The following is a 21,752-nucleotide window of genomic DNA, read 5'->3' as shown; positions in this document are numbered from 1 at the left end:
CATGGCCGCATCAAAAATCACAAAAGACATCTTCGGAACACTGCCCGACGGCCGCGAAGTCGAGCGCATCGTGCTGCGCGGCGAGGGCGGCTTCGAGGCGCGGATCATCACCCACGGCGCGGTGATCCAGGCGCTGATTGCGCCGGATGCGAAGGGCGGTCACGATGACGTCGTGCTCGGCCATGACGCGTTCGCCGGCTATCTCGCGGAACGAAAGTTCTTGGGCGCCACCGTCGGCCGCTACGCCAACCGCATTGCCAACGGACAGTTCTCGCTCGACGGTGAAACGGTACAGCTCCCGGTCAACAACGGCCCGAATGCGCTGCACGGCGGCCTCGACGGTTTTGACCGCAAGCTCTGGCAGATTGCGGAGTTCGACGACGGCGCCGCGCCCGGGGTGACGCTCACTTACACAAGTCCGCATGGCGAGGAGAATTATCCCGGCCAGCTCGATGTCTGCCTGACCTATCGCGTCACCGGCCCGACCGAATTGTCGTTGAGCATGGAGGCGCGGACCGACCGTCCCACCATCGTCAACCTCACCAACCACAGCTTCTTCAATCTGGAAGGCGCGACGTCAGGCACGCCCATTCTCGATCACAGGCTGACGGTCGCCGCCGAGCATTTCCTCGCCATCGACCCCACCGCCATTCCGCTGCCTGGACCGCCGCGTGCGGTGGCGGGAACGCCGTTCGACTTCCGCGAGCCTCGACCCGTGGGAGAACGTATCCGGCAAGGCGATGAGCAATTGCGCAATGGCAGGGGCTACGACCACACCTACTGCCTTGCGCGCGACGGCGAGCTTGCGCTCGCGGCGCGGCTGGAGGCACCGCGCTCGGGGCGTGTCATGGAGCTGTTCACCGACCAACCCGGCCTGCAAGTCTATTCCGGCAACTATCTCGACGGCACGATTTCGGGGAAGGGCGGCAAGCTGATCCGGCAATCGGATGCCATGTGCCTGGAGCCGCACATCTGGCCTGACGCGCCGAACCGGCCGGATTTCCCGAGCCCGCGCCTCGATCCCGGCGGAGTTTATCGGCATCACACAGTCTATCGCTTCGGTGTGAGGGCGTCATGATGGAACAGGTGCCGACATCAGTTCTCTCGGACGATCCCTGTCATCTCGGCGAGGGCCCGACCTATGACGTGACCACAGACACCGCCTGGTGGTTCGACATTCGCGAGGGACGGCTGTTCGAGGCGCAACTCGACAGCGGCAGCATCCGCGTCCACGCGCTTGGCCGGATGGCGAGCGCGCTCGGGCGCATCGATGCCGAGCGCCAGCTGATCGTCGCCGAGGACGGTCTCTATATCCGCACGCTCGCCGATGGCGCGATGACGCTGTTCTGTCCGCTCGAGGCGGACAATCCTGCCACGCGCTCCAATGATTGCCGTGTGCACCAGTCCGGCACGTTCTGGATCGGCACCATGGGCAAGAAGGCCGAGCCGAAGGCGGGGGCGATCTACGCGTTCCATCGCGGGAAGATCTCGACGCTGTTTCCCGGCATCAGCATTCCCAATTCGATCTGCTTCTCGCCGGACGGCGCCATTGGCTATTTCACCGACACCGCACGCGCCGTGCTCTACGCAGTCCCGCTCAATCCCGCGACCGGCCTGCCGCGCGGCGAGCCGGAGGTGCTGCTGCGACACACCGGCATCGGCGGCCTCGATGGCTCAGTGTGCGATGCCGACGGAAACATCTGGAATGCCTGCTGGGGCGCGAGCCGGATCGATGTCTATTCTCCGCAAGGCGAGCGTCTGCGCTCGCTGAGCGTGCCGGCAAAACAGGCAAGCTGTCCCGCTTTCGTCGGCCCCGATCTGTCGCGCCTCCTCGTCACGTCAGCGTGGCAGGATATGGACGCGGCGGCGCGTGCCGCCGATCCGCAAGCCGGTTGCACTTTTCTATTGGAGCCATCCGCGCGCGGTCGCGCGGAGCCCGACGTCAAGCTCGCATAGGAGACCAGAGGCAGTCCACGACGACGACGTTCTCGACGACATCAAGAAACAGTCTGACACCCAAGGGAGTGAAAACATGCTGAAACTGAAGACGACATTCCTCGCACTGGCGTTGGCCGGCGCTGCGACGATGGCCACAGGCCTCACCGCCTCCGCCCAGGACAAGGCGACCGTCGGCATCGCGATGCCGACCAAATCGTCGGCGCGCTGGATTGACGACGGCAACAACATGGTCAGGGTGCTGAAGGAGCGCGGTTACAACACCGACCTGCAATATGCCGAGGATGACATCCCGAACCAGCTCTCGCAGGTCGAGAACATGGTGACCAAGGGCGCGAAAGCCCTGGTGATCGCCGCGATCGACGGCACCACGCTGTCCGACGTGCTCAAGCAGGCCAAGGCGAAAGGCATCACCGTGATCGCCTATGACCGCCTGATCCGCGGCACGCCGAACGTCGACTATTACGCGACCTTCGACAATTTCCAGGTCGGCGTGCTCCAGGCGCAGTCGATCGAGCAGGGGCTCGGGCTGAAGGACGGCAAAGGCCCGTTCAACATCGAGCTGTTCGGCGGCTCCCCCGACGACAACAACGCCTACTTCTTCTACAACGGCGCGATGAGCGTGCTGAAGCCCTATATCGACAGCGGCAAGCTCGTCGTTGCCTCGGGCCAAATGGGCATGGACAAGGTCGCGACGCTCCGCTGGGACGGCGCCACCGCCCAGGCCCGCATGGACAATCTGCTCAGCGCCTACTACGGCAACAAGAAGATCAACGCCGTGCTCTCGCCCTATGACGGCATCTCGATCGGCATCATCTCCTCACTGAAAGGCGTCGGCTACGGCAGCGCCGATCAGCCGATGCCGATCATTTCGGGTCAGGACGCCGAGGTGCCCTCGATCAAGGCGATGCTGCGCGGCGACCAATATTCGACCATCTTCAAGGATACCCGCGACCTCGCCAAGGTGACCGCCGACATGGTCGACGCCGCGCTTGCCGGCAAGCAGGTCACGGTCAACGACACCAAGACCTACGAGAACGGCGTCAAGACCGTGCCGTCCTACCTGCTCAAGCCGGTCGTGGTTTACAAGGACAATTGGGAGAAGGTGCTGGTCGACAGCGGCTACTACAAGAAGGCGCAGTTCCAGTAATACTCTTTCCTTCCCCTCTTCCCGCTTGCGGGGAGAGGGGAAGGGTGAGGGGGAGCCTCCGCGAGCGAGGTGGCAGTGGGACTCGCGGAGACTCCCCCTCACCCGGATCGCATCTTGCGATGCGATCCGACCTCTCCCCGCAAGCGGGGAGAGGTGAACGACAGCGATCGAGGGATATGACACGATGACCGCCATGCTGGAGATGCGCAACGTCAGCAAGAGCTTTGCCGGTGTGCAGGCGCTGCGCGACGTCAACTTCTCGGTTCACGCCGGGCAGATCCACGCGCTCGTCGGCGAGAACGGTGCCGGCAAGTCGACCCTGATGAAGGTATTGAGCGGGGTCTATCCCGCAGGCAGCTACGAGGGCACCATCGTCTTCGATGGCGAGGAGCGGCGCTTCCGCGACATCAACGATTCCGAGGCGCTCGGCATCATCATCATCCACCAGGAGTTGGCGCTGATCCCGCTGATGTCGATCGCGGAGAACATTTTTCTGTCGCATCCGCCTTCAAAGCTGGGCGTGATCGACCGCGACGAGGTGTACCGGCGCACGCGTGAACTGCTGGCGCAGGTCGGCCTGAAGGAACCCCCTGACACGCTGATCACCGATCTCGGCGTCGGCAAGCAGCAACTGGTCGAGATCGCCAAGGCGCTGTCCAAGCGGGTGCGGATGCTGATCCTGGACGAGCCGACCGCGAGCCTCAACGAGGCTGACAGCGCCGCGCTGCTCGAACGCCTGATGGCGTTCCGCGAGCAGGGCATCGGCTCGATCCTGATCTCGCACAAGCTCAACGAGGTCGCCAAGGTCGCCGACCACATCACCGTGCTCCGCGACGGCCGCACCGTCGACAGCATCGATTGCCGCGCCGAGCCGATTCAGGAAGACCGCATCATCCGCAGCATGGTCAATCGCGACATGGCGCACCGCTTCCCCGAGCGCAGCGTGAAGATCGGCGAGCCCGTGCTCGACGTCGCGAACTGGTCGGTCTATCACCCCATCCATCCCGAGCGGCAGGTGATCAAGAACGTCAATTTCGGCGTCAGGCGCGGCGAGGTCGTCGGCATTGCTGGCCTGATGGGCGCCGGCCGCACTGAATTCGCCATGAGCCTGTTCGGCCGTTCCTGGGGCACCAATATCAGCGGCAGCATCCGGCTCGAAGGCAGAGACATGGTGCTGCCGAGCGTCGCGGCGGCGATCGACGCCGGTCTTGCCTATGTCACCGAGGATCGCAAGCAGCTCGGCCTGATCCTGGCCGACGACGTCCGCAAGAACATCACGCTCGCCAGCCTCGACCAGGTCGCGCCAAGCCGCGTGATCGACGACATCGCCGAGCTGAAGATCGCCAGCGACTATCGCACCCGCATGCGCATCCGCTGCTCCGACGTCTACCAGGAGACCGGCCAGCTCTCCGGCGGCAACCAGCAGAAGGTGGTGCTGTCGAAATGGCTGATGACCGATCCCAAGGTCCTGATCCTGGACGAGCCGACGCGGGGCATCGACGTCGGTGCCAAATACGAGATTTACTGTATCATCAACGAGCTGGCGGAGGCCGGCCGCGGCGTCGTGGTGATCTCCTCGGAGATGCCCGAGCTGCTCGGCATCTGCGACCGCATCTGCGTCATGAACGACGGCGCCTTCGTCGGCGAGTTCAGCGGAGCCGAGGCGACGCAGGAAAAGATCATGCGCGCCATCATGCGCAACGAACGAAACATTGGGAACGCCGCGCCCGCGGCCGCGGAAATGGGAGGAATGCAGCCATGACCGACAAGACGGTATCGCTGCCCGAGGAGCGCCGGCACGGCAGCTTCATCAAGAACAATTTGCGCAACTACGGCATGCTGATGTCGTTGATCGCGATCATGCTGTTCTTCCAGGTCATGACCGGCGGCACGCTGCTGCAGCCGCTCAACCTGACGAACCTGATGCTCCAGAACAGCTACATCGTCATCATGGCGCTCGGCATGCTGCTGGTGATCGTGACCGGCCATATCGACCTTTCGGTCGGCTCGGTCGCGGGCTTCATCGGCGCCGTGGCCGCGCTTCTCATGGTGACCTACAAGGTCGACTACACGCTCGCCTTCATTGCCTGCCTGCTGCTCGGCGCCGCCATCGGTGCGGCGCAGGGCTATTGGGTGGCCTATTTCAAGATCCCGTCGTTCATCGTGACGCTGGCGGGCATGCTGGTGTTCAAGGGCCTTGCGCTCGCGGTGTTGCAGGGCCAGTCGCTCGGGCCGTTCCCGGCGACCTTCCAAAAATTGTCGTCGGGCTTCATTCCGGAACTCCGGCTCGACGCAAATGGTAATGTTGTTGAAGTTCTGCTTGACCCCGGCGCACTACATCCGACGTCGATGCTGATCGGCGTCGTGCTGGCGCTAGCGCTGGTCTATGCCAGCGCTAAGAGCCGCGCGCGCGAGCAGTCGCACGGCATCGAAGTCGAACCTTACGCGTTTTTTCTTGGCAAGAGCATCGTGCTGGCCTGTGCGGTGCTCTACTTCACCTACCTGATCGCGACGTATCGCGGCCTGCCGAACGTGCTGGTGATCATGAGCGCCCTGATCGCGCTCTACGGTTTCATGACACGCCGGACCGTGGTCGGCCGCCAGATTTACGCCGTCGGCGGCAACGCCAAGGCGGCGAGCCTGTCAGGCATCAAGACGGAGCGGTTGACCTTCTTCACCTTCGTCAACATGGGCGTGCTCGCCGCACTCGCCGGCCTCGTCTTCGCCGCGCGCCTCAACACGGCGACGCCAAAGGCCGGCCTCGGCTTCGAGCTCGACGTCATCGCTGCCTGCTTCATCGGCGGGGCCTCGGCCTATGGCGGGGTAGGGCGCGTCGGCGGCGCCGTGGTCGGCGCCATGATCATGGGCGTGATGAACAACGGCATGTCGATCCTCGGCATCGGCATCGACTATCAGCAGGTCATCAAGGGCCTGGTGCTGCTCGGGGCGGTGTGTATCGACGTGTATAACCAGCGGCGGTAGCCGCATTGACGGTCTGCTAGGGTGGGCAAAGGCGCGTAAGCGCCGTGCCCACCATCTTCTCTTGTGGCACTATGGTGGGCACGCTTCGCTTTGCCCACCCTACGGCAGCGGTGATTGCGTCGTGAACAGCACCGTCGCGATCGCAACGGAGAGGATCACCGCCGATACGGTTGCCACGGTCGACAGTACCCCCATTCGCCGCAGGGCGATCGCGAAGACGATGATGATGGGGGTCGCGGTCAGCAGCCCGATTTGTGCATCGCTCATCTCATCGCTCACTGTTTTGCGGAACCGCTCTATATGTCCACCCTATGACGGCGGGGCGGCCGGAACGTTGCGATAGCGCAAACGTGTCCCTGGCCGGTTGCACTATTTGTCCGGCGACAAAGTCGGAATCGCGCCGGTGGACTATCTGTTCGGCGACTTGATTTGGAAATCAGATGTCGGCGACGGATTGCGAGCAACAAGGCACTGGTTGGGGAATCCTGGAAGATCTTCCCGGCGATCCCATGATCTGGGTGCTCATCTTCAGCGAGCTCGCCGCCTTCGGGCTGTTCCTCGGGGCTTTCGTCATCGCCCGCGCGCTTCACCCGGCGCTCTTCGCCGCCGGACAGGCCACGCTTGACGCGCATCTGGCGGGACTCAACACCATCGTGCTCGTGACCAGTGGCTGGGCCGCCGCGCGGGCGACGGCTGCTGCACGGGCGGGCGAAAGAGGGCGCGCGCGCGGTTGGCTGTTCGGCGCCATGGCCCTTGGCGGCATCTTTATCGCGGTCAAGCTGACCGAATATGCAGGCGAGATCGCGCAAGGAAACGGCCTGGAGACCAGCCCGTTCTTCACGCTCTACTTCCTCCTCACCGGCTTCCATCTCCTGCATGTCGGCCTCGGCATCGTCATCCTGGCCGTAGTTTCCCGGGGTGCCCGGGCGTCGGGCGTCGAGACCGGAACCGCTTTCTGGCACATGGTCGATCTGCTCTGGATCGTCATGTTTCCCATCATCTATCTGGTGCACCCGTGATTCCGGATCGTCTCGACATCACCTGGATCACGTTGATCGGCCTCGCGCTCGCGACCATTCTGGTCCCCCCGCTGGTGTTGCGTCCCTTGTTCGCCAATGCCTTGCTGCTGACGTTCGCTGCCCTCAAGGGCCGTCGCATCGTGCTCGATTTTCTCGATCTTCGCTCAGCGCCCGCGCTTTGGCGCGGTCTCATCAGCGCCTGGGTTGTGATCGTGGTGCTGTTCGCCTGGCTCGCATCCGCCATCGTCGCTCTGATCTGACTGGCGGTTGCGCATCGTCGCGCTGCTTGCGCTTCGTCAAAGAGTACCCCCGGGCAATCGGCAATAAATCGCAGCATCGCATCTTTCTCAGGAATCAAACGGAAAGGATTGGCAATGGCTGAACGCCTGACCAAGTCGGCCGCTCGAAATGTCTTCTACGGCGGTTCGGCCTTCTTCTTCGCCATTTTCATAGGGCTGACGGCGCACAGCCATTACTACATGGCGACGACCTCGACCGACGCGAAGACGCTGACGTCGTCGGTCGCCCGCGGCAAGCATGTCTGGGAGAAGAACTCCTGCATCAACTGCCACACGCTGCTGGGCGAGGGCGCCTATTTCGCCCCAGAGGTCGGCAACGTCTGGGATCGCTGGGGCGGCAACGAGGATCCGGCCGCCGCGCGCGAGACGCTGAAGGCCTGGATGCAATCGCAGCCCTCGGGCGCAGAGGGCCGGCGGCAGATGCCGCAGTTCAACCTCACCGACCAGGAACTCAACGATCTCGCCGACTTCCTGCAATGGACCAGCACGATCAAGCGTCAGAGCTGGCCGCCGAACAAGGCCGGCTGAGCATGATCGGAAAAGTGTGAAGCGGTTTTCCGAAGAGATCATGCTCAAACAACAAGCAAGGCGCACAGCTTTCCTCTTTCAAGACAGAGAGAACCCGAGATGAAGTACCAAACCCAGAAAGTCGCGATGCTGTATTTCTATGGCGCGCTGACCCTGTTCCTGGCCCAGGTCGTGTTCGGCCTGCTCGCCGGGACCATCTACGTCCTACCCAATACGCTGTCGACGCTGCTGCCGTTCAACATCGTCAGGATGATCCATACCAACGCGCTGATCGTGTGGTCGCTGATCGGTTTCATGGGCGCGACCTACTATCTGCTCCCGGAAGAGACCGAGAACGAGCTTTACAGCCCGCTGCTGGCGAAGATCCAGTTCTGGATGTTCTTTGGCGCAGCCGGCGTCGCCGTGGTCGGCTATCTCTTCCACTACCACGAGGGCCGAGAGTTTCTCGAACAGCCCTTCATCATCAAGGTCGGCATCGTCGTCGTCTGCCTGATGTTCCTGTTCAACGTCACGATGACGGCGCTGAAGGGCCGCAAGACCACGGTCACCAACATCCTGTTGTTCGGCCTGTGGGGCGTTGCGATCTTCTTCCTGTTCGCCTTTTACAACCCGGCGAACCTTGCCGTCGACAAGATGTACTGGTGGTACGTCGTCCATCTCTGGGTCGAGGGCGTGTGGGAGCTGATCATGGCCTCCGTGCTCGCCTATCTCATGATCAAGCTCAACGGCATCGATCGTGAGGTCGTCGAGAAGTGGCTCTACGTCATCATCGGCCTTGCCCTGTTCTCGGGCATCCTCGGCACCGGCCACCATTTCTACTGGATCGGCGCGCCCGGCTACTGGCAGTGGATCGGCTCGCTGTTCTCCACGCTCGAGGTGGCGCCGTTCTTCACCATGGTGATCTTCACCGTGCAGATGACCTGGAAGGCCGGCCGCAAGCATCCGAATCGCGCTGCGCTGTTGTGGTCGGTTGGCTGCTCGGTGATGGCGTTCCTCGGTGCTGGCGTGTGGGGCTTCCTGCACACGCTGTCCTCGGTGAACTACTATACCCACGGCACGCAGGTCACCGCCGCGCACGGCCATCTCGCCTTCTTCGGCGCCTATGTGATGCTGAACCTGTCGGTGATGGCCTATGCGATCCCGCAGATCAAGGGACGTGCGCCCTATAACCAATGGCTCTCCATGACGAGCTTCTGGATCATGTGCACGGCGATGATGACCATGACTTTCGCGCTGACCTTCGCCGGCGTGGTCCAGGTTCATCTGCAGCGCGTGCTCGGCCAGGGTTACATGGACGTCCAGGACCAGCTCGCGATGTTCTACTGGGTCCGGCTCGGCTCCGGCGTGTTCGTCGCGATCTCCGCGCTGATGTTCGTCTGGGCCGTGCTGGTGCCGGGCCGCGAGAGGCAGGCGACCATTCCTGCGGCGCTGCAGCCGGCCGAGTAAACGAGAAAGGGCGGCCGCGGTTCGCCGCGGCCGCCTGCTTCCTGGAAAATCCGGAGAGACATCATGAAAGCTGCCCTTCACACGGTAACCTCGGCGCCCGAGCTGCCGGCCTATGTTCCATCCGGAAACGAATGCGAGCTTTTCGAACATGCCTGGCGGCGTCGTCTGCCGGTTTTGCTCAAGGGGCCGACCGGCTGCGGCAAGACCCGCTTCGTCGCGCATATGGCGGCGCGGCTGGGCCTGCCGCTTCACACCGTCGCCTGTCATGACGACCTCACTGCCGCCGATCTCACCGGCCGCTATTTGCTCAGGGGCGGCGACACCGTGTGGACCGATGGTCCCCTGACGCGCGCGGTGCGCGAGGGCGGCATCTGCTATCTCGACGAGGTCGTGGAGGCCCGCAAGGACGTCACCGTCGTGCTGCATCCTCTGACCGACGATCGCCGCATCCTGCCGCTGGAGCGGACCGGCGAGGAGCTGGTGGCGCCGAACAGCTTCATGCTCGTGGTCTCTTACAATCCCGGCTACCAGACGCTGCTGAAGGCGCTGAAGCCATCGACGCGCCAGCGCTTCATCGCCATCGAATTCGGCTTCCTGCCGCCCGAGCACGAGATCGCCGTCGTGTCCGCCGAAAGCGGACTGTCGCCGGAGCGCGTGCGGCCGCTGGTGGGGCTGGCTGGTCGGCTGCGCGCGCTGAAGGGCCACGACCTGGAGGAGGGCGTCTCGACCCGGCTCGTGGTCTATTGCGCGACCCTGATTGCCGCGGGCACGCCGATTGCCGATGCCGTGCTGGCCGGCATGATCGAGCCGCTCACCGACGATTCCGACGTGAAGGCGGCGCTGCTGGACGTCTCACGCGCTGTCATCGGGTGAGGCCGCGCCCATGCTCGACTTCCTCGAACTGGAGGAGACGGTCGGCCGCGCTTGGCACAGGATAGTCGGCGGCACCGCGAGCTATCCGGTTCATGATGATCACGCCGTTGCACTGACCGAGGTGCGAGGCCGGCTCGCGGTGATGTTCCGCGCGCTCGGCGGCGAGACCGGGGTGCAGATCGCAAGCGCGGGCGCGCGAAAATCGGGGCACCGTCTCGGCTGGCGGCAGCGCATCGGCCTCGGTGACGAGCGCCTCGAGCAGCCGGGCCGTGACGCGGCGACGATCTTCCTGCCCGATCGGATCTCGATCTTTCCCGACCGCGCCTTGAACGCGGCGCTCTATCGCTGGCTTGCGGCATGGTTCGCAGCTGCACCGATCAAGACGATCACGGAAGCCGATCCGCTGCGGCGGGATCTTCTGGTGTTGCGCCGGGCAAGTGAGACCGCGGTCTGGGTGCTCACGCAATTCCCTGGGCTCGTCGCCGATTACACCCAACTCGCGGCAGCAACCGCCGAGGCCCGGCCTCGTCGCCCCCTGCCGCGCATCGAGCAGGAAGCCGAGCAGATCGTCTTGGCCTTGCTCGGCGCCGGCAAGGCGCCTGCGGGTAGTCTGTGGCCGGCGATGATGGGAACGGGCCCGCTGCCGGACAAGGCGCCGCCGGGCTATCACTCGATCCTGCCGTGCCCGCTCTGGGGGGATTGCTGGACGCGTGAGCTCTCGCCCGCGCATGCAGGCGAGGACGAATGTGCCCCGGGCGCCGAGCCCGAGGCCCAGGACAATCGCAAGCGCTTTGCCGTCCGCGAGCGCGAGGACAATGCCAACCGCCGCGATCCCTTCGTGCTCAACCGCTTCGAGAAGATCCTCGCGATGGCCGAGATGGTCAATGTCGACCGTCCGGCCGACGACAGCGAGGACGAGGATGCGCAGAAAGCGGCCGACGATCTCGAGGAGATCACGCTCAGCCGCCGCACCGGCAAACCGGCGAGCCGGTTCAAGTTCGATCTCGACCTGCCGCCGGAGGCCCTCGATGCATCGCGATTGAACGCGGACCTCACTTATCCCGAATGGGATTACCGCAGCGGCACCTATCTGCCCGATCATTGCCGCGTGCTGGCCGGTGCGGCCTCCGAGCACGGTGAGAGCTGGACGCCTGACGACGCCATGCGCCGGCACATCCGCCAGGTGCGCCGCCGCTTCGAGGTGTTGCGGCCGCGTCAAGAATTGATGCGCGCCCAGCTCGACGGACACGATCTCGACCTCGACGCGCTGGTGCGCGCGCGCTGCGACCTCCGCGCCGGCAGCAGCAGCGGTCTCGATCGCATCCACGTCGCGATGCGCCCGCAAGGGCACGATCTCGCCGTCACGCTGCTCGTCGACGTCTCGCTGTCCACGGACGCTTGGGTCGATGGCTACCGCGTGCTCGACGTCGAGAAGGAGGCGCTGCTGGCGCTCGCCCATGGGATTTCGGCCTGCGGCGATCACCACAGCATCCTCACCTTCACTTCACGTCGGCGGTCCTGGGTGCGGCTCGAGACGGTTAAGGCCTTTGGTGAGCCGATGAGCGGGACGGTCGAGCGCCGCATCGGCGCGCTGAAGCCGGGCTATTACACGCGGATCGGCGCGGCGGTGCGCCACGCCGCAGCCGAGCTCGCCCGCCAGCCGCAGCGCAAGAAGCTGCTGCTCGTCCTCACCGACGGCAAGCCGAACGACGTCGACCATTACGAGGGCCGCTTCGCGCTCGAAGACACCCGCAAGTCGGTGCAAGAGGCGCGCCGGCTCGGCATCGCCGCCTTCGGCGTCACGGTGGACGCAACCGCGCAATCCTATTTCCCGACCCTGTTCGGGCCCGGCGGCTATGCCATCGTCGGCAACATCAAGCGGCTGCCCGCGGCGCTGCCGGCGATCTACCGGCAGGTCGCGCACTAACAGGGGAAGCCCGCGGCGACGCTTCCCCCTCGAACTATTGCTCATCAGCTGGGTATATGATCGAATGGCCGGATGGACGACTTCCGGTCAAAACCCGACCTGATCATCTTCGACTGCGACGGCGTACTCGTCGACAGCGAGCTTTTGAGCTGCCAGTGTCTGTCCGAGGTGCTGGCCGAATTCGGCATTGCGCTCACCCAGACGCAGGCGCTCGAGCTTTTTCTCGGGCGCAGCACCAAGGCGATCGAGCAGCATTATCGTGATCTCGGGCAGATCGTGCCGGATGGCTTTCTGCCGCGCCTGAAGTCGCATGTGCTGGCGACGTTCGCGGGCTCACTCCGGCCGATCCCCGGCGTTGCCGCCATCATGTCCGACCTGCGAATGCCGTTTTGCGTGGCGTCGTCGAGCGACATCGACCGCGTCTCGCTCTCTCTCGACGTCACGAACTTGCGGGCGCATTTCGGCGAGCGGATCTATACCGCGCAAATGGTCAGGAATGGCAAGCCGGCGCCCGATCTCTTTCTCCTTGCGGCCGAGAAGATGGGCGCGCAACCTGCGCGTACCCTGGTGATCGAGGACAGCGTCAGCGGCGTGCAGGCGGGCAAGGCGGCCGGCATGACGGTCTGGGGATTTGTCGGCGGCAACCATTATCGCGGTCGCGACGGCCGGGCTATATTGTCCGAGGCGGGGGCCGACCGGGTCTTTGCGCGCATGAGCGATTTCTGGGAGGCGTGAGGCCCGCATGGCCGCCGAGAACGACAAATCCCGACTTGACGACGCCGCGCGCGCCGGCTGGCTGTATTTCATCGCCGGTCACACCCAGGACGAGATCGCAAAGATGCTCCAGGTCTCGCGGGCGTCGGCGCAGCGGCTGGTCTCGTTGTGCCTAGCCGAGCGTCTCATCACCTTCCGGCTCGAACACCCCATCGCCGCCTGCATGGAGCTTGCGGCGCGCTTGAAGGAGCGTTTCGATCTCGCTCACTGCGAGGTGGTGCCGGCCGATCCGGCGGCGCCGCAGGCTACTTCCGGCATCGCCGAACGCTGCGCCAATCTGCTCGATGCGACGCTGCGTTCGGAGACGCCGGTGATCGTCGCGCTCGGCACCGGCCGTGCAGTGCGCGCCGCAGTCGAGCGCGTCACGCCGATCGACCGGCCCAATCACCAGATCGTCTCACTGGTCGGCAACATCTCCGCCGATGGTTCGGCGAGCTTCTATGACACCGTCGGCCGGCTCGCCGACCGCACCGGTGCGCGGCACTATCCGATGCCGCTGCCGTTCCTGATGTCGTCCGAGGACGAGCGCAACAAGATGGTCCGCATCGAGCCGATCGCCAAGGTGAAGGCGGTCGCGGCCAAGGCGGACTTGCGTCTCGTCGGCATCGGCCAGATGGACCAGAAGGCGCAGGTGCATGTCGACGGTTTCGTCACCCGTGACGAATTGTTCGAGATGATGCGGCTGGGTGCCATCGGCGAGATCACCGGCTGGGCCTATGATTCCAAGGGCCGCCTGCTCAAGGCCGGCACCAACAAGCGCCTCACCAGCATCCCGCCCGAAGTGCCGGCGAAGACCACGACGATTGCCGCCGCGGTCGGTGTGGCCAAGGTGCCGGCCATCGCGGCGGCATTGAATGGGCGGCTAATCAGCGGCCTGATCACCGACGAGACGACCGCGCAGGCGATTTTGGAGCGGTAGGGCGAACTGGCGCGGCTGCGGGACTCGGCTCCCTCTCCCGCTTGCGGGAGAGGGGTGGGGAGAGGGTCTTTCCGCTGGGAAGACTCCCCAAGAGGTGAAAGCCCTCACCCGTATCGCATCTTCGATGCGATCCGACCTCTCCCGCAAGCGGGAGAGGTGGACAAGCCGCGCCAACCTCTTCCATTCGCTCGCAACCCCTTCCGCACCGCAGCACTCATAAGTTGCGCAAACGGCTCTGCGCCTGCTTGACAATCCTCCTTCCTTGCGTTGAACATACGCCCAACGCGTGGGCATATGCTCAAAACGCGAGTTTGAGGGAGGTCACCGTGAAACATGTCTTGGGCGCCGTCTGTGGCGCGTCTGTTCTGTTGCTGGCCGTCCCCGCGATGGCCGAAACGACCCTGACGATCGCCACCGTCAACAATGGCGACATGATCCGCATGCAGGGGCTGACGGCTGAATTCACCAAGAAGTACCCCGATATCACCGTCAAATGGGTGACGTTGGAGGAGAACGTGCTGCGCCAGCGCGTCACCACCGACATCGCCACCAAGGGCGGTCAGTTCGACGTTCTCACCATCGGCACCTATGAGGTGCCGATCTGGGCCAAGAAGGGCTGGCTGGTGCCGCTCGCCAATCTCGGCGGCGATTACGACGTCGCCGACCTCCTGCCCAAGATCAAGGATGCGGTTTCCGTCGACGGCAAGCTCTATGCCGCGCCGTTCTACGGCGAAAGCTCGATGGTGATGTATCGCACCGATCTGTTCGAGAAGGCCGGCCTGAAGATGCCGGAAAAGCCGGCCTGGGATTTCGTGATCGACGCCGCCAAGAAGCTCACCGACAAGAGCGCCGGCACCTACGGCATCTGCCTGCGCGGCAAGGCCGGCTGGGGCGAGAACATGGCGTTCCTCTCGGCCATGGCCAATTCCTACGGTGCGCGCTGGTTCGATGAGAAGTGGGAACCGCAGTTCAACACGCCGGAATGGAAGACGACGCTCACGACCTATGTCAATCTGATGAAGGAAGCCGGCCCTCCCGGCGCGAGTTCCAACGGCTTCAACGAGAACCTGGCGCTGTTCAACGCCGGCAAATGCGCGATGTGGATCGACGCCACGGTGGCGGCGTCCTTCGTCACCAATCCGAAGGATTCCAAGGTCGCCGACAAGGTCGGTTTCGCGCTCGCGCCCAACACCGGGCTCGGCAAGAACGCCAACTGGCTGTGGGCCTGGAATCTTGCGATCCCCGCCGGCTCCAAGAAGATGGAAGCCGCCGAGAAGTTCATCGCCTGGGCGACGAGCAAGGACTACACCAAGCTCGTGGCATCGAAGGAGGGCTGGGCCAACGTGCCGCCGGGCACGCGCACCTCGCTTTACAAGAACGATGAATATCTGAAGGTCGCACCCTTCGCAAAACTGACGCTGGCCTCGATCGATGCGGCCGATCCGAACAAGCCGACGGTGAAGCCGGTGCCTTATGTCGGCGTGCAATACGCTGCGATCCCCGAATTCCAGGGCATCGGCACCCAGGTTGGCCAGCAATTCTCCGCCGCGCTTGCGGGTTCGATGACCGTCGATGCCGCGCTCAGCGCGGCGCAATCGGCAACCGAGCGCGAGATGAAGCGCGCCGGCTACATCAAGTGAACCCGAGCTCTTCCTCCTGAGCTCAGACTAGCGGCCATCCAGCGTCATGGATGGCCGCCTTCTTCCCGCCAGCGGAGAAGCGTTGATGGCAACCCGGCAGACGCAGACCCTTGCGCGCTCGCTCCTGACGCCGGCCGTCGGGCTGCTGTTCATCTGGATGATCGTCCCGCTGGCGCTGACGATCTATTTCTCGACGCTGCATTACAGCCTGCTCGATCCCGGCTCGGAATCATTCATCGGGCTGGAGAACTTCCGCTACTTCCTCACCGATCCCGCCTTCCTGGCCTCGCTCCAGAACACGCTGGTGCTGGTCGGCTCGGTACTGGCGCTGACGATCCTGCTCGGGATTCCGCTGGCACTGCTGATGGACCAGCCGGTGATCGGACGCAATTTCGTCCGGCTGATGGTGATCGCGCCGTTCTTCGTGATGCCGACGGTGAGCGCGCTGGTCTGGAAGAATTTGCTGATGCATCCGGTGTCCGGCCTGTTCGCCTGGCTCGCCTCGCTGTTCCATCTGACGCCGATCGACTGGTTCAACGACGTTCCGCTGTTTGCCGTCATCCTGATCGTGACGTGGCAATGGCTGCCCTTCGCGACGCTGATCCTGCTGACCGCGCTGCAATCGCTCGACGAGGAGCAGAAGGAAGCCGCCGAGATGGACGGCGCCAGCGCCGTCTCGACCTTCATCTACATCACGCTGCCGCACTTGGCGCGGCCCATCACCGTGGTGATCCTGATCGAGACGATCTTCCTGCTCACGGTCTTTGCGGAAATTTATGTCACCACGGGGGGTGGCCCGGGACTGTCGACCACCAACATCGCCTTCCTGATCTATTCGCAGGCGCTGATCCAGTTCGACGTTGGCAGCGCCTCCGCAGGCGGCCTCGTTGCTGTCGTGATCGCCAACGTCGTCGCCTTCTTCCTCGTCCGCATCGTCGGCCGCAATCTGGAGGCTTGAAGCATGGCACGGATGGCGACGACGCGGCGGGTGGTGATATCGACGGCGGTGGCCTGGCTGTTCGGCTTCCTGATCTTCTTCCCGATCCTCTGGATGGTGCTGGCGAGCTTCAAGACCGAGCTAGAGGCCTTCGCCATCCCGCCATCCTTCCTGTTCTTCCACTGGACCACCGAAAACTATGCGACCGTGCAGGAGCGCAGCGACTATTTCCACCACGCCATGAACTCGGTCATCATCGCAGGCGGCTCGACGCTGATTGCGCTTCTGATCGCGATCCCCGCGGCCTGGTCGATGGCGTTCTCGCCGACCAAGCGCACCAAGGACATCCTGCTCTGGATGCTCTCAACCAAGATGATGCCGCCGGTCGGCGTGCTGGTGCCGATCTACCTGATCTTCAAGTCCTTCGGCCTGCTCGATTCCCGCATCGGCCTCGTCTTCATCCTGTGCCTCGGAAACCTGCCGATCGTGATCTGGATGCTGTTCACCTATTTCAAGGAGATCCCGCGCGACATCCTTGAAGCCGCCCGCATGGACGGCGCCACCATCGGCCGCGAGCTCGTCTATGTCTTGACGCCGATGGCGATCCCGGGCCTGGCCTCGACCATGCTGCTCAATTTGATCCTGGCCTGGAACGAGGCGTTCTGGACGCTCAATCTGTCGACGTCGAACGCGGCGCCGCTCACCACGTTCATCGCCTCCTATTCGAGCCCGGAAGGGCTGTTCTGGGCAAAGCTGTCGGCGGCCTCGACGCTGGCGATCGCGCCCATTCTCGTCCTCGGTTGGTTCAGCCAGAAGCAGCTCGTGCGCGGGCTCACCTTCGGCGCGGTGAAGTAGAGGGGCTGCCGGATCATGGGTCAGATCACACTTCAGGGCGTGCAGAAATCCTTCGGCCCGGTGCACATCATCAAGGGCGCCGACCTCGACATCGCCGACGGCTCCTTCGTGGTGTTCGTGGGCCCCTCCGGCTGCGGCAAGACCACGCTCTTGCGGCTTATCGCAGGGCTCGAAGACGTCTCTGGCGGCAAGATCCTGATCGACGGCAAGAACGTCGTCGATACGCCGCCGGCCAAGCGCGGTCTCTCGATGGTGTTCCAGTCCTACGCCCTCTATCCGCATATGAGCGTGCGCGGCAATATCGGCTTCGGCCTGAAGATGGCGGGCCTCGCCAAGGACGAGATCAACCGCAAGGTCGAGGCGGCCGCCGCGACGCTGAACCTCACGCCCTATCTCGACCGCAAGCCGCGCGAGCTTTCCGGCGGCCAGCGCCAGCGCGTCGCGATCGGCCGCGCCATCGTGCGCGAGCCCAAGGCCTTCCTGTTCGACGAGCCGCTCTCCAACCTCGATGCGGCGCTGCGCGTGCAGATGCGCATCGAGGTGACGCGGCTGCAGAAGCAGCTCGGCACCACCGCGATCTACGTGACACACGACCAGGTCGAAGCCATGACCATGGCCGACAAGATCGTCGTGCTCAACGGCGGCAAGATCGAGCAATATGGCTCGCCGCTGGAGCTCTACGAGCGGCCGGCCAATCTCTTCGTTGCCGGCTTCATAGGTTCGCCCAAGATGAATTTCGTCACCGGCGAGCTCGCCCTGCAACGTGGTGCGGCCACCATCGGCGTCCGGCCGGAGCACCTCAAGATTGACCGCGATGGCACCGGAGGCTGGCAGGGGACCATCGCGGTGGCCGAGCATCTTGGCAGCGACACCTTCCTTTACGTCGATGCCGGTCCGCTCGGCATGCTGACTGCACGTTACATCGGCGAGCTGAGCCTGCATGCCGGCGACCGCGTGTCGCTGGTGCCGGACCCCGCGCGCATCCATCGCTTCGACGACGGCGGTAACGCGCTTCGGAACTAACAAGAAACGGGAAGACCACCATGTACCTGGAAAAATTCAAGCTGAACGGCAAGACCGCGTTCATCACTGGCGGCGGGCAGGGCATCGGCCTTGGCTGCGCGGAAGCGCTGGCCGAAGCCGGCGCCAGGGTCATCATCGGCGACCGCGACAGCAAGGTCGCCGACAGCGCCAAGGCCAGCCTGAAGGCGAAGGGCTTTGACGTGGAGACCGCGATCATGGACGTGACCGACACCAAGCGCGTGGCGGAGGTCGCGAACGACCTCGTCGCCCGCCACGGCAAGGTCGACATCCTCGTCAACAATGCCGGCATCGCCCGCAGCGAAACCCCGGCGGAGACCGTTACCGACGAGCACTGGCTCAACGTCATCGACGTCAATCTCAACGGCACCTTCTGGTGCTGCCGCGAATTCGGCAAGCACATGCTCAAGGCCGGGAGCGGCGCCATCGTCAATGTCGGCTCGATGTCCGGCTTCATCGTCAACAAGCCGCAGGAGCAGTGCTTCTACAATGCCTCCAAGGCGGGGGTGCATCATTTGACCAAATCGCTGGCCGCCGAATGGGGCGCGCGCGGCATCCGCGTCAATGCGGTGGCGCCGACCTATATCGAGACCCCGCTCAACGCCTTCGTGAAGAGCAACGCCAAGATGTATGACGCCTGGATCGGTGGAACCCCGATGGCACGGATGGGGCAGGTCGAGGAGATCGCCTCGGTCGTGTTGTTCCTGAGCTCCGAAGCGGCGAGCCTGATGACCGGCAGCATCGTGCTGGTGGATGGCGGCTATACTTGCTGGTAGGTTCACCGTCAAAGCTGACGGAAAGCGACCGGGAGCGACAATGCCGCGAGCGTATATCGGCGTCGACGTGGGGACCACCAGCACGCGGGCCGGAGTGTTTGACGAGGCCGGCACGCTTTTGGCCTCCGCCCGGCATCCGATCCGGATCTGGCATGAGGCCGGCGATATCGTCGAGCAATCGTCCCAGGACATCTGGGAGGCCTGCGCGACGTCGGTGCGGGGTGCAATGGCGGAAGCCGCCATCGCGCCCGACAGTGTCGGTGGCATCGGTTTCGACGCGACGTGTTCGCTGGTTGTCCTCGGCCGGCAGGGCGAGCCGCTCACCGTCAGTGCATCCGGCGACAAGCAACGCAATGTCATCGTCTGGATGGATCATCGCGCCATCGCCGAGGCGCGGCTGATCAACGAGACTGAGGACGCCGTGCTGCGCTATGTCGGCGGCTCGATCTCGCCCGAGATGGAGATGCCGAAGTTATTATGGCTGAAGCGGCATCTGCGCGCGAGCTTCGACGCCGCCGGTCACTTCTTCGACCTCGCGGATTATCTGACCTGGCGCGCGACGGGATCGCTCCAGCGCTCGACCTGCACCGTCACCTGCAAATGGAACTATCTCGCCCATGACGGCGGCGGCTGGAGCGCGCAATTCTTCAAGCGCATTGGCCTGTCCGACTTCGTCAACGAGAAATACGCCCGCATCGGCACCGAGATCGTCGCCCCCGGCACGCGGCTCGGCGCGGGGCTCACCGCCACGGCCGCTGCCGAGCTCGGCTTGTCGCCGGGCATACCGGTCGGCGCGTCGCTGATCGATGCGCATGCCGGCGGCATCGGTGCGATCGGCGGCCGCGACGGATCGGGCGGGGCGAGCGATGTCAGTGACCGGCTTGCCTACATCATGGGAACGTCGGCCTGCATCATGGCGACGACGACAGAGCCGTGCTTCGTGCCCGGCGTGTGGGGACCTTATTACTCCGGCATGGTTCCTGATTTCTGGCTTAACGAGGGCGGCCAGTCGGCCGCGGGCGCGGCAATCGACCATCTCCTCAAATCGCATCCCGGCCATACCGAGGCGAGCGCGGCGGCGCGCAGCGAGGGTCTCGACCTCATCGACTTCCTCGAGCGCCGTATCATCGCGCGCGCAGGCAGCGCCAGCCGTGCCGCGCTGCTCGCCCGTGACATCCATGTTCTGCCCGAATTTATCGGCAACCGCTCGCCGTACGCCGACCCCGATACGCGCGCGGTGATCGCGGGCCTCGATCTCGACACCGACATCGCCGCGATGGAGCGGCTGTTCGTCGCCGGCCTGTGCGGACTCGCTTATGGGCTCGCCGAGGTGATCGAGGCATTTGCCGCGCATGGCGTTCGCTCCAGTATCATGATCATGGGGGGCGGTGCGAGCCGCAGCCCGTTGGTGCGGCAGATCATGGCGGATACGACGGACCTCACCGTCGCGCTGCCGCAGACCAGGGAGCCGGTGCTCCTGGGGGCTGCGATGCTGGGGGCGGTGGCCGGCGGCGCCTATGCCTCGATCGGCGAGACCATGGCAAAAATGTCGGCGCTGGGACGGAAGAGCGAGCCGACTGCGCCCGACATGGCCGCGTTTCACGCCCGCAAGCGCGAGGTCTATAAGCTCCTGCGCGACGTCGATCGCGGCAGCCGCGCGGCGATGGCCGACATCGCGAGAGGTTGAAGGACATGCTGATTGCCTGCGGCGATGCGCTGATCGATTTCGTGCCGACGGGAAATGCGCAAGGACGCGAGGCGGTGATGCCGGCGGTCGGCGGCTCCTGTCTCAACGTCGCCATCGGCATGGCCCGGCTGGGCGCACCCACTGGATTCGTCGGCGGCATCTCGACCGATTTGTTCGGGCGGATGATTGCAGATCATGCGGCGGCCTCCAACGTCGACCTCAATCTCGCCACCCGCAGTGATCACCAGACCACGCTCGCTTTCGTCCGCATCGTCGCGGGCGAGTCGCATTACGCCTTCTACGACGCCGGAACCGCGACTCGGAACTGGACCTACCGGCGCGGGACGATTCCGTTCGCGCATGTTGACGCCGTTCATGTCGGCTCGACCACACTCGTCAACGACCAGGGCGCGGCGGAGACCAGCGCCCTGATCGCGGACGCGCGGGCGTCATCGACAATCTCCTTCGATCCGAACTGCCGGCCCAATCTGGTCAAGGACAAGCCGGCTTATCTGGCGCGCATGGCCGAGTTCGCTGGCCGCGCCGATCTCATCAAAATGTCCGACGTCGACTTCGCCTATCTCTTCGGCGACGAGCCGTATCCGCAACGCGCGAGCATGCTGCTCGGGCAGGGCACGGGCCTCGTCGTCATCACCCGCGGCAACAACGGCGCGATCGCATGGCACGCGGGGGCAGGGCAGATCGAGGTCGCCGCGCCCAAGGTCGAAGTCGCCGACACGATCGGCGCGGGCGACAGTTTTCAGGCGGCGCTGCTCTTTGCCCTGCACAAGCAGGGGAGGCTCGCCCGGCAAGCATTGAAGGACATCAGCGCCGTCGAGCTCCGCCTGGCCCTGTCCTTTGCCGCCAATTGCGCCGGCCTGACCTGCACCCGTCCGGGCGCCGATCCGCCCTGGAGCCATGAGATCAATTGGAGCTGGTAGCG

21 protein-coding genes are annotated in these 21,752 nt (G+C 64.4%); 20 read left to right on the top strand and 1 reads right to left on the bottom strand.

The genetic code is table 11. From position 1 onward, the window contains the following. Position 1: 1 nt before the first annotated feature. From BM190_RS15775 to mmsB, 5 genes are all read left to right on the top strand, one after another. Positions 2 to 1,078, top strand: coding sequence for an aldose epimerase family protein (locus BM190_RS15775; RefSeq protein ID WP_092256309.1), 1,077 nt, complete (start codon positions 2 to 4; stop codon positions 1,076 to 1,078). Further along, complete coding sequence (locus tag BM190_RS15770) at positions 1,078 to 1,956, top strand: SMP-30/gluconolactonase/LRE family protein (protein WP_177237116.1); 879 nt, start codon at positions 1,078 to 1,080, stop codon at positions 1,954 to 1,956. The genes BM190_RS15775 and BM190_RS15770 overlap by 1 nt, the downstream gene beginning before the upstream one ends. A gap of 76 nt (positions 1,957 to 2,032) precedes the next feature. Beyond that, positions 2,033 to 3,106, top strand: a complete 1,074-nt coding sequence (gene chvE / locus BM190_RS15765; protein WP_092256304.1) for a multiple monosaccharide ABC transporter substrate-binding protein — start codon at positions 2,033 to 2,035, stop codon at positions 3,104 to 3,106. Between the two features lie 184 nt (positions 3,107 to 3,290). Next, positions 3,291 to 4,868: a multiple monosaccharide ABC transporter ATP-binding protein gene (gene mmsA / locus BM190_RS15760; protein WP_092256301.1), complete on the top strand. Its 1,578-nt coding sequence runs from the start codon at positions 3,291 to 3,293 to the stop codon at positions 4,866 to 4,868. After that, complete coding sequence (mmsB, locus tag BM190_RS15755; protein WP_092256298.1) at positions 4,865 to 6,088, top strand: multiple monosaccharide ABC transporter permease; 1,224 nt, start codon at positions 4,865 to 4,867, stop codon at positions 6,086 to 6,088. Before mmsA ends, mmsB begins: the two co-directional genes overlap by 4 nt. 99 nt (positions 6,089 to 6,187) lie before the next feature. Here mmsB and BM190_RS40430 read toward each other — a convergent pair whose 3' ends face one another. Further along, positions 6,188 to 6,355, bottom strand: a complete 168-nt coding sequence (locus tag BM190_RS40430; RefSeq protein ID WP_092256296.1) for a hypothetical protein — start codon at positions 6,353 to 6,355, stop codon at positions 6,188 to 6,190. 173 nt (positions 6,356 to 6,528) lie between these two features. Here BM190_RS40430 and BM190_RS15745 point away from each other — a divergent pair, with 173 nt between their 5' ends. From BM190_RS15745 to BM190_RS15675, 15 genes are all read left to right on the top strand, one after another. Beyond that, positions 6,529 to 7,107 carry a cytochrome c oxidase subunit 3 family protein gene (locus BM190_RS15745; RefSeq protein ID WP_092256294.1) on the top strand — a complete coding sequence of 193 codons (579 nt, stop codon included), beginning with the start codon at positions 6,529 to 6,531 and terminating at the stop codon, positions 7,105 to 7,107. Next, positions 7,107 to 7,367, top strand: a complete 261-nt coding sequence (locus tag BM190_RS15740; RefSeq protein WP_177237115.1) for a cytochrome C oxidase subunit IV family protein — start codon at positions 7,107 to 7,109, stop codon at positions 7,365 to 7,367. Before BM190_RS15745 ends, BM190_RS15740 begins: the two co-directional genes overlap by 1 nt. A 114-nt stretch (positions 7,368 to 7,481) precedes the next feature. Further along, positions 7,482 to 7,934, top strand: coding sequence for a c-type cytochrome (locus BM190_RS15735; RefSeq protein WP_018315916.1), 453 nt, complete (start codon positions 7,482 to 7,484; stop codon positions 7,932 to 7,934). 99 nt (positions 7,935 to 8,033) lie between these two features. Beyond that, a complete protein-coding gene (locus BM190_RS15730) occupies positions 8,034 to 9,380 on the top strand; it encodes a cbb3-type cytochrome c oxidase subunit I (protein ID WP_092256289.1) in 1,347 nt (448 codons plus the stop codon). 63 nt (positions 9,381 to 9,443) lie between these two features. Then, positions 9,444 to 10,253, top strand: coding sequence for a CbbQ/NirQ/NorQ/GpvN family protein (locus BM190_RS15725; protein ID WP_092256286.1), 810 nt, complete (start codon positions 9,444 to 9,446; stop codon positions 10,251 to 10,253). 10 nt (positions 10,254 to 10,263) lie between these two features. After that, positions 10,264 to 12,180, top strand: a complete 1,917-nt coding sequence (locus tag BM190_RS15720; RefSeq protein WP_092256284.1) for a nitric oxide reductase activation protein NorD — start codon at positions 10,264 to 10,266, stop codon at positions 12,178 to 12,180. A gap of 72 nt (positions 12,181 to 12,252) precedes the next feature. Continuing rightward, the gene (locus tag BM190_RS15715; protein ID WP_092256282.1) at positions 12,253 to 12,915 is read left to right on the top strand and encodes an HAD family hydrolase; all 663 of its coding nucleotides are present in this window, start codon (positions 12,253 to 12,255) and stop codon (positions 12,913 to 12,915) included. A 7-nt stretch (positions 12,916 to 12,922) separates the two neighbouring features. Next, the gene (locus BM190_RS15710; RefSeq protein WP_092256280.1) at positions 12,923 to 13,873 is read left to right on the top strand and encodes a sugar-binding transcriptional regulator; all 951 of its coding nucleotides are present in this window, start codon (positions 12,923 to 12,925) and stop codon (positions 13,871 to 13,873) included. 326 nt (positions 13,874 to 14,199) lie between these two features. Then, a complete protein-coding gene (locus tag BM190_RS15705) occupies positions 14,200 to 15,513 on the top strand; it encodes an ABC transporter substrate-binding protein (RefSeq protein ID WP_092256886.1) in 1,314 nt (437 codons plus the stop codon). 85 nt (positions 15,514 to 15,598) lie between these two features. After that, positions 15,599 to 16,471: a carbohydrate ABC transporter permease gene (locus BM190_RS15700; protein WP_092256883.1), complete on the top strand. Its 873-nt coding sequence runs from the start codon at positions 15,599 to 15,601 to the stop codon at positions 16,469 to 16,471. 3 nt (positions 16,472 to 16,474) lie between these two features. After that, positions 16,475 to 17,305, top strand: a complete 831-nt coding sequence (locus tag BM190_RS15695) for a carbohydrate ABC transporter permease (RefSeq protein WP_092256278.1) — start codon at positions 16,475 to 16,477, stop codon at positions 17,303 to 17,305. A 15-nt stretch (positions 17,306 to 17,320) separates the two neighbouring features. Further along, the gene (locus tag BM190_RS15690) at positions 17,321 to 18,328 is read left to right on the top strand and encodes an ABC transporter ATP-binding protein (protein ID WP_018315925.1); all 1,008 of its coding nucleotides are present in this window, start codon (positions 17,321 to 17,323) and stop codon (positions 18,326 to 18,328) included. Positions 18,329 to 18,348: 20 nt separating this feature from the next. Continuing rightward, positions 18,349 to 19,122: an SDR family NAD(P)-dependent oxidoreductase gene (locus BM190_RS15685; protein WP_018315926.1), complete on the top strand. Its 774-nt coding sequence runs from the start codon at positions 18,349 to 18,351 to the stop codon at positions 19,120 to 19,122. Positions 19,123 to 19,162: 40 nt separating this feature from the next. Beyond that, the gene (locus BM190_RS15680; protein WP_092256276.1) at positions 19,163 to 20,809 is read left to right on the top strand and encodes an FGGY-family carbohydrate kinase; all 1,647 of its coding nucleotides are present in this window, start codon (positions 19,163 to 19,165) and stop codon (positions 20,807 to 20,809) included. A gap of 5 nt (positions 20,810 to 20,814) precedes the next feature. Then, positions 20,815 to 21,750, top strand: coding sequence for a carbohydrate kinase family protein (locus BM190_RS15675; protein ID WP_092256880.1), 936 nt, complete (start codon positions 20,815 to 20,817; stop codon positions 21,748 to 21,750). The last annotated feature ends 2 nt before the right edge of the window (positions 21,751 to 21,752 follow it).

The organism is Bradyrhizobium sp. Rc3b, from assembly GCF_900114915.1.
Classification (GTDB): Bacteria; Pseudomonadota; Alphaproteobacteria; order Rhizobiales; family Xanthobacteraceae; genus Bradyrhizobium.
Note: the sequence above shows the minus strand (reverse complement) of the source record. Positions and strands in the feature narration are given on the sequence as shown.